Annotated in this window: 7 protein-coding genes and 1 pseudogene; 7 read left to right on the top strand and 1 reads right to left on the bottom strand. The window is 65.1% G+C overall.

Features of this window, described 5'->3' with window-relative positions; translation table 11 throughout:
* Positions 1-364: 364 nt before the first annotated feature.
* The 6 genes from QOH60_RS01905 to mig all read left to right on the top strand — a co-directional run bounded on the left by QOH60_RS01905 (position 365) and on the right by mig (position 5,613).
* A complete protein-coding gene (locus tag QOH60_RS01905) occupies positions 365-568 on the top strand; it encodes a LuxR C-terminal-related transcriptional regulator (protein ID WP_526416517.1) in 204 nt (67 codons plus the stop codon).
* A gap of 117 nt (positions 569-685) precedes the next feature.
* Positions 686-1,195: an RNA polymerase sigma factor gene (locus tag QOH60_RS01900; protein ID WP_526416515.1), complete on the top strand. Its 510-nt coding sequence runs from the start codon at positions 686-688 to the stop codon at positions 1,193-1,195.
* Positions 1,192-1,488: an anti-sigma factor family protein gene (locus QOH60_RS01895; RefSeq protein ID WP_526416513.1), complete on the top strand. Its 297-nt coding sequence runs from the start codon at positions 1,192-1,194 to the stop codon at positions 1,486-1,488. Before QOH60_RS01900 ends, QOH60_RS01895 begins: the two co-directional genes overlap by 4 nt.
* Before the next feature lie 863 nt (positions 1,489-2,351).
* The gene (locus tag QOH60_RS01890) at positions 2,352-3,365 is read left to right on the top strand and encodes an aromatic ring-hydroxylating oxygenase subunit alpha (RefSeq protein ID WP_526416510.1); all 1,014 of its coding nucleotides are present in this window, start codon (positions 2,352-2,354) and stop codon (positions 3,363-3,365) included.
* Complete coding sequence (locus QOH60_RS01885; protein WP_526416508.1) at positions 3,362-3,976, top strand: cysteine hydrolase family protein; 615 nt, start codon at positions 3,362-3,364, stop codon at positions 3,974-3,976. Before QOH60_RS01890 ends, QOH60_RS01885 begins: the two co-directional genes overlap by 4 nt.
* Positions 3,961-5,613 (top strand): medium-chain acyl-CoA ligase Mig, encoded by a 1,653-nt coding sequence (mig, locus tag QOH60_RS01880; protein ID WP_526416506.1) that lies wholly within the window; start codon positions 3,961-3,963, stop codon positions 5,611-5,613. The genes QOH60_RS01885 and mig overlap by 16 nt, the downstream gene beginning before the upstream one ends.
* A gap of 176 nt (positions 5,614-5,789) precedes the next feature.
* Here the strand turns inward: mig and QOH60_RS01875 are convergent, their stop codons facing one another.
* Positions 5,790-6,935: a thiolase family protein gene (locus QOH60_RS01875; RefSeq protein ID WP_526416504.1), complete on the bottom strand. Its 1,146-nt coding sequence runs from the start codon at positions 6,933-6,935 to the stop codon at positions 5,790-5,792.
* 120 nt (positions 6,936-7,055) lie between these two features.
* Between QOH60_RS01875 and QOH60_RS01870 the strand changes: the two are divergent.
* Positions 7,056-7,486 (top strand): annotated as a pseudogene (locus QOH60_RS01870) (cytochrome P450); the annotation flags it as partial.

Below are 7,486 nucleotides of genomic sequence, written 5' to 3'. Positions count from 1 at the left end.
GCGGACTGCGCGAGGCGATTGCTCAGTGTGATGCCATTGGGGAGTCGCAGCTCCTTGGAGAGCACAGAAGTCTCACCGGCCGAAACGTTGTTCGTCATGATTCCTGTCCCACGCGTGGCGTTTTGGGTCAGCGCCCTACGTGAGAAACGATCCGCCGTGGACCCGCGCCTTCGCATCCGCGGGATCCCTAGCCGGCTCCCCTGGCACGCAGCCCCCACCGCTGCCCGTGTCCGGCTGGCGGGCCGGATCTAGGATTGTGGCGAAGCCGCCCAAGGGGAGGGCGTCGCGTGATGTTACGAGGCCGTAGACAGCAGGTCCAGGTCCTGGATGGGCGGCTCGCCGGCGACGGCCTGTCCACCCGGAAATCGCTGCCCAGCTCTTTATGAGCCCGCGGACTGTCGATTACCACCTGCATAAAGTCTTCAACAAGCTCGACATCGGCTCCCGTAACCAACTCTATGGAGCTCTCGCGAGCCGCCACAACGAAGGGGCCGCGACGAATCCCATAGCCCAATTTCCTTGCCGATCACCCGTCCACCCCCTATGTGCCGGCAGGGGAGTCCACTAGGGATCCCGCGGATGCGAACGCTGGTCTCCGAGGCGGATCGTTACATCGGTGGCGCTCGCATCAACCCCAGACATCGCCCAAACGAGCCTTAATGCGACGAGTGCATAGGGGTTGTGGATGGACGAACCCGATACCGCATTGATGCAGGTGCTCTACGACGAGCACGCGGCCGCTTTGTGGCGCTATGCCGTGCGGCTAACCGGTGACGGGGCCCGCGCCGAGGATGTGGTCCAGGAAACGCTGCTACGGGCTTGGCAACACCCCGAAGTCGTCGACGACAGCGAGCGGCCGGTACGGGCCTGGCTGTTCACCGTCGCCCGCAACATGATCATCGACGAGCGCCGCAGCTCACGCTTCCGTAATGAAGTGAGCCCGCTGAACGGTGCACCCGAGCGTGCCGGGCCGGACGAGGTAAAGGGCGCGCTGGATCGGCTGCTGATCGGCGACGCGGTCGCGCAGCTGTCAGCCGAGCATCGCGCGGTGATTCGACGCTCGTACTACCAGGGGTGGACGACCGCGCAGATCGCCGAGGATCTCCAAATTGCTGAAGGCACGGTGAAGTCGAGGCTGCACTACGCGGTGCGAGCACTGAGGCTCGCACTGCAGGAAATGGGTGTGACACGATGACCCCGTTGCGGCCATCCCGTGCGCTATCACAAGTAGGTGGAACCGACCCATACGCGCTGTGGGACGCGGCCTACGTACTGGGATCGTTGTCCAGCGCCGATGGTCGCGAATTCGCTGCGCACCTGGGCGGCTGCCCGTCTTGCCGCGCGTCCGTCGGCGAGTTCCGCGGGATACCGGGGCTGCTTGGGCAACTGACGCGGAACGACGTTGCTGCAATCGATGAAGGCGGATGGAGCGCGCCGCCCCCGCTGAGCCCACAGTTGTTGACGTCGCTGCTAGCCCGGAAGCGATGACCGTCGCCGAATAGACAACCTCGAAACAGTTAACCGCCCGATCAGCCGCTCAAGTCTCGAGCGATAACGCCGTCACAACTCACAGTGTCAGCTGGCGGGCCGGCGAAACCCGGCAGCGACTCGCAACCTTCACCTGAACACTCGCAACCTCGATCGCAACGTTCACCCGAACATCGCAGCCTTCACCCGAACAGGACAGCCCCAGCACCACCATCACATCAGCAATCACAACATCATCTGTCTCGTCCAGTTCAAGATTGCGAGGGATGGCCCGCGGTCACCCACGTCCTACGTTGCCCGTTGGGACGTCATCGTGAGTTCCGGGCCTCATGATGCAGCACCCGCAGCGACAGCGGACATACGTGCCACCTATTGGATCGGTATGACATATTCATGGCCGCCTCGCTCGATTCTGCGGAGAGCCAGTGCATCCGGTCCGAACGTCACGTCACAAGTTGCCGCGGCGGCCAGGTCGAACTCGTGGTTTGGCTCGCCCAGATGGTGCCCGCGATGCCGTCCATCTTGGGCGACCATTCGCGGATCAGGATTGCTGGATATGGCGGTGGTGCAGGATGGCGCCGCCACCGCGGCGCGTGCGGGCAAACCATTGTGCGCTGCGGCGGTGTCGGTCTCGGCTGTTTGCACTGACCTTCGGTGGCTGAATTGCGCCATGGTGCAGGCTGTCCGGGAAAGTCCTGTCGGGTCGGGTCGGGGGTCGCCAACAGTCGAACATCATCCAGTGGGCGACAGCGTCACCGCCGTCGCCCGGGTGGTGCGGGCGGTCGAGGCGCCCGCGACAGTCCGTCGCAGACGGAAACCTATACTGTAATGTATACAGTACCGACTGTGCGGAGGTTACCGGAGTGAAGGTCCCGTTCACCTGGAAGGGAACCGGCTGGTTCATGATCGGCTGGTCGGCAGAGTTCGAAGAGGGCGAGGTGCGCCCGCTCCGGTACTTCGGCGAGGACCTTGTGGCCTACCGCGACGACTCCGGCGAGCTGCATCTCCTGCAAGCGCACTGCCGGCACCTCGGCGCGCACATCGGGCACGGCGGCAAGGTCGTCGGCGACTGCGTGGAGTGCCCGTTCCACGGCTGGCGCTGGGGCCCCGACGGCAGCAATCGCTACATCCCCTACCAGCCGGACCGGCCCAACCGCGCGCTCAAGCTGCGCGTCTACCCCGTCATGGAGCAGTACGGCTGCGTCTTCGCCTGGCACCAACCGCAGGGCAACGAACCGCAGTGGGACATGCCGGACATCTTCACGTCGTTTCCGCAATTCGACACCGACCCGTCGCACTACTACCGCCCCTACCCGGAGTTCTCACGGCAAACCGACCCCGAACCGGTTCATCCACAGATCGTGGCCGAGAACGGGCCCGACAGCTCACATTTCAAGTATGTGCACGGCGCCACGGTGACACCGGTGAATCTGGACTGGCGAATCGTCGACCAGCAATGGCAGTTCCTCACCGGCTGGCCGGACGCCCGAAGCGACGACCCGAGCGAAATGGCGCTGCACATCCACAGCCACATGTTCGGGCTCGGGGGCGCGATCAGCGTGTTCGAAGGGTCGTCGAATCATCGCCTGATCTTCGCGATAACTCCCGTCGAGGACGGGCTTTCGCGGATGTTCTACTCGATCTGGTGGCCCAAGCTTCCCGGCGAATCGTCTGACGTCCCGCCCGAGGCGGTACGCGGCCAAGTCGAGAAGCAGTTTCTGCGCACGGTCTGGGAGGACGTCGGCATCTGGCGTTACCAGGAGTACATCGAGCGTCCTCCGCTGGCCAAGATCGACGCGAAACCCTATATGGCGCTGCGGAAGTGGGCTACGCAATTCTACGATGTGCCGCCTGGCCAGGACATCGTGTCGGCGTGAGCCTGTTGCCACTGGTGGCGCCCGAGCACACCGCGGTGATCACCCAGGAGTGCCAGGGCGCGGTGATGGGACCGAACGCTGGGCTCGCCGTGCTCGCCAAAGAGGCGCGCCGCGTTGCCTTTCCGAACATCGTCCGACTGTTGCCGGCTGCGCGCGCGGCCGGTGTGCAGGTGGTGCATTGCCTGGTGCAACGACGCCCTGACGGGCTCGGGTCCAACCACAACGCCAGGATCTTCGGCGGCGGCCGCACCGGAGTCGACATCACGCCCGGCAGCGAGGGCGCGGCACTCTTGCCCGAACTCGGGCCCGAACCCACCGACGTAGTACTGCGCCGGTGGCACGGCGTCGGCCCGATGGGCGGCACCGACCTCGACGCGATCCTGCGCAACCTCGGGGTGTCGACGATCGTCGCCGTCGGCGTCTCGTTGAACATCGCGATACCGAACCTGGTCATGGACGCGGTCAACGCTGCGTACCGCGTCGTGCTGCCGCGCGACGCGGTGGCCGGCTTCCCCGCCGACTACGGCAACGCGGTGATCGACAACAGCCTGTCCCTGCTCGCAACGATCACCACCACTGATGATCTACTCGCAGCATGGAGCACACCGTGACGCCTCAGTACACCGTTCCGGCTGTCGCCGACGCTGTTGCCGCCCAGCTCGGCGACCGTGACCTGATCACTCAGGGCGACAAGCGCTTCACCTACGCCGATATCGTCGAGCGGTCGACGCGGCTGGCGTCGTACCTGCACTCGCAGGGACTGGGCTGCCACACCGAGCGGTCGTCTCTTCAGGGACACGAGGTGGGCCAGGACCTGCTGGGCGTCTACGCCTACAACGGCAACGAGTACGTCGAGGCGATGCTGGGCTGCTGGCGGGCGCGCGTGGCCCCGTTCAACGTGAACTACCGGTACGTCAAGGCCGAACTGCAGTACCTTCTCGCCGACGCGGGCGCCACCGCGCTGATCTACCACGCCAGGTTCGCGCCGCGGGTGGCCGAGGTGCTGCCCGACCTGCCGGACCTTCGTGTGCTGATCCAAATCGCCGATGGCTCAGGCAATCCCCTGCTTGACGGCGCTGTCGACTACGAGGACGTGATCGCGTCAAGCTCGCCGGAACCGCCGCCGGTCGTACCATCGCCCGACGATCTGTACGTGCTGTACACCGGTGGAACCACCGGGATGCCCAAGGGCGTGCTGTGGCGCCAGCACGACATCTTCGTGACGTCTTTCGGGGGACGCAATATCGTCACCGGCGAGGTGATGGCGTCCGCGGACGAGATCGTGGCGCGGGCAGTGTCGAATCCGGGAAGCAGGCTGATGATCCTGCCGCCGCTGATGCACGGGGCCGCGCAATGGGGCGTGATGCAGGCGATCACCACGGGGCAGTCCGTCGTCTTCTCGTCGGTGGTCGACCGTCTCGACGCCGACGAGGTGGTGCAAACTATTGCGCGCGAGGGGGTTTCGGTGGTGACGACGGTTGGCGACGCGATCGCGCGGCCGCTACTGGGCGCGCTCGAGAAGGGGACGGTTTCGATTCCGTCGCTTGTGTTCGCCAACGGCGGCGCGTTGTTGAGCCCGACGATCAAGGAGCGGCTGATCAAGGCGTTGCCGAACGCGATGGTCATCGACGGTGTCGGGTCGTCGGAGACAGGTGCGCAGATGCATCACATGTCGATGAGTGGCGCGGTCTCGACCGGGACGTTCAACGCAGGACCGGACACGTTCGTCGTCGCCGAGGATCTTTCCCGTGTGTTATCGCCGGGCCACGACGGTATCGGCTGGCTGGCCCAGAAAGGCCATGTACCGCTTGGGTATAAGGGTGATGCGGCCAAGACGGCGGAGACATTCCCGGTGATCGACGGCGTGCGGTATGCCGTTCCCGGCGACCGGGCTCGGCACCTCGCCGATGGGCCGATCGAGCTGCTGGGCCGCGACTCGGTGACGATCAACTCCGGCGGCGAGAAGATCTTCGCCGAGGAAGTCGAACTGGCGTTGGTGTCGCATCCGGCGGTCTTCGACGCGGTGGTGGCGAGCCGGCCCAGCGAGCGGTGGGGACAAGAGGTGGTGGCGATCGTCGCGCTCGCTAACGGTGCGAGTGCTGACACGGACGAGCTGATCACGCATGCGGCCAAATCTCTTGCCCGCTACAAGCTTCCGAAGGCGGTTGTGTTCCGTCGCGAGATTCAGCGCAGCCCCGCGGGCAAGGCGGACTATCGGTGGGCGCGCGAACAGGCCGCCAGCGGCTAGGTCTCGCGGATCGCGGCGACAACGGGCGGCCACCATCGTCGGTAAGTCTCGCACTGGAGAACTCCGCTTCGCGAATCTGAATCCTCTGCGGAGCCTTCCGGCGTGTCGTCGCAGAGGATTCCATCTCGCGAAGCTGGCTCCGCATTTCGGCACTCGCTTGAGACTCGTCGCAAGAACTACGTGGAGACGACCATCGCCGCTGCCGTACCCGGTGCGCCGTACAGCTGCCCGAAGCCGACCCGCGGCTCCCCGCCGACCTGACGCCCGCCGGCCTCTCCGCGCAGCTGACGCACCAGTTCATGGAGCTGCCGCAGGCCCGACGCGCCGATCGGCTCGCCGTTGGCGATCAAACCACCGTCGGTGTTCACCGGCATCGCGCCGTGTATCTCCGTCGCCCCGTCGGCCAGGAGCTTCTCCTGCTCGCCGTCGGCGCAGAACCCGCACTCGGCCATGTGAATGATCTCGGCACCTGCATCCGTGTCCTGCAGCTGAATGACATCGACGTCTCCCGGTGCCACACCGGCCTTTTCGAAAGCCCCCCGCGCCGCATACACCGTCGGCGACACGTCCTCCTCGACCGGAGCGAACGTCGTGTTCACTTCGTAGGCGCCGTAGCGCCGAGTCCGCACCTCAACTGCTCGCAGGTACACAGGTTTTGACGTGTAGCGGTGCGCGATGTCCGCGCGGCACATCACCACTGCCGCAGCGCCCTCGTCGGGGGCGCAGAACATGTACTGCGTCAGCGGGTAGTTCAGCATCGGCGAGTTCAGGATCTGCTCTTCTGGAATGGGCTTACGCCGGAACGCATTCGGGTTGAGTGCGCCGTTGCGGAAGTTCTTCGCGGCCACCTTGGCCAGCGTCTCGTGGGAGATGACGTGCTCGTGCAGATAGCGGTTGGCCTTCATTCCGAAGAACTTCGTCGTGAGGTACTGCCCGTTCTGGGCGTACCAGCTCGGCATGCCGACCAGCGAGGGATCTTCGGTGAACGCACCGCGGGGGTGCTTGTCCATGCCGACGGCGATGCCGATGTCGTAGTCGCCCACGCGGATACCGTCGGCACATGCCTTCGCCGCACTCGCGGCCGTCGCGCACGCGTTGAATACATCGGTGAACGGAATCCCAGTCAGGCCAACCATGCCGACGATCGCGTCCGGATTCGCCACCGTCCAACTGCCGCCGACCGCAAACTGGACGTCCTTCCACTCCACACCCGCATCGGCGACAGCGGCGAAGATCGCGTCAACGCCCATCTGCATCGCGGTCTTGCCCTCGAACCTGCCGAACGGGTGCATGCCCACACCGATGATCGCCACGTCGTTCATATGCGAAGTCCTCCCACGTCGTCACGGGAACTTACTCGACAGCCGCCGCTACTGATACTGTAATCTTTACAGTACGATCATATAGCCCGCATCGGAGAACCCCGGAGTAGCGCGTTGGAGATCGAAGCCCAAGAGATCCTGCCGGCCCATCGGGCCGCTGAGTGGAAGCGCGACCCGTACCCGTTCTTCGCCGAGCAGCGCACGGAGAACGGCGTCTACAAGGGCCCGATCATCGACTACTCCCTGCTTCCCGACTCGATGAGGCCGAAGCACGTGTTCGCCGCGCTGTCGTTCGACGCCGTGAACACCGTGCTGCGCGACGGGCAGCTGTACAGCTCGGAGGGCTACGACGCGTCGATCGGCCTGTTCATGGGCAAGACCATCCTGGCGATGGGAGGCAAGGCGCACCGGGACCACCGCAACCTGGTGTCGGCCGCCTTCAAGACCAAGTCACTGGCACGGTGGGAGCCGGAGATCGTCCGCCCGGTGTGCACCGAGTTGATCGACGAATTCGCCGACGCGGGCGAGGCCGACCTGGTAAAGCAGTTCAC

The sequence above is a fragment of the Mycobacterium sp. genome (assembly GCF_032159765.1).
GTDB lineage: Bacteria > Actinomycetota > Actinomycetes > Mycobacteriales > Mycobacteriaceae > Mycobacterium.
The sequence above is the reverse complement of the archived record's forward strand: the minus strand, read 5'-3'. Positions and strand labels throughout refer to the sequence as shown.

What these genes read in the sequence shown, in the direction of transcription:
- QOH60_RS01900 (WP_526416515.1), top strand. Translation starts at nt 686, where the DNA reads ATGGACGAACCCGATACCGCATTGATGCAGGTGCTCTACGACGAGCAC.
- QOH60_RS01895 (WP_526416513.1), top strand. Translation starts at nt 1,192, where the DNA reads ATGACCCCGTTGCGGCCATCCCGTGCGCTATCACAAGTAGGTGGAACC.
- mig (WP_526416506.1), top strand. Translation starts at nt 3,961, where the DNA reads ATGGAGCACACCGTGACGCCTCAGTACACCGTTCCGGCTGTCGCCGAC.
- QOH60_RS01875 (WP_526416504.1), bottom strand. Translation starts at nt 6,935, where the DNA reads ATGAACGACGTGGCGATCATCGGTGTGGGCATGCACCCGTTCGGCAGG.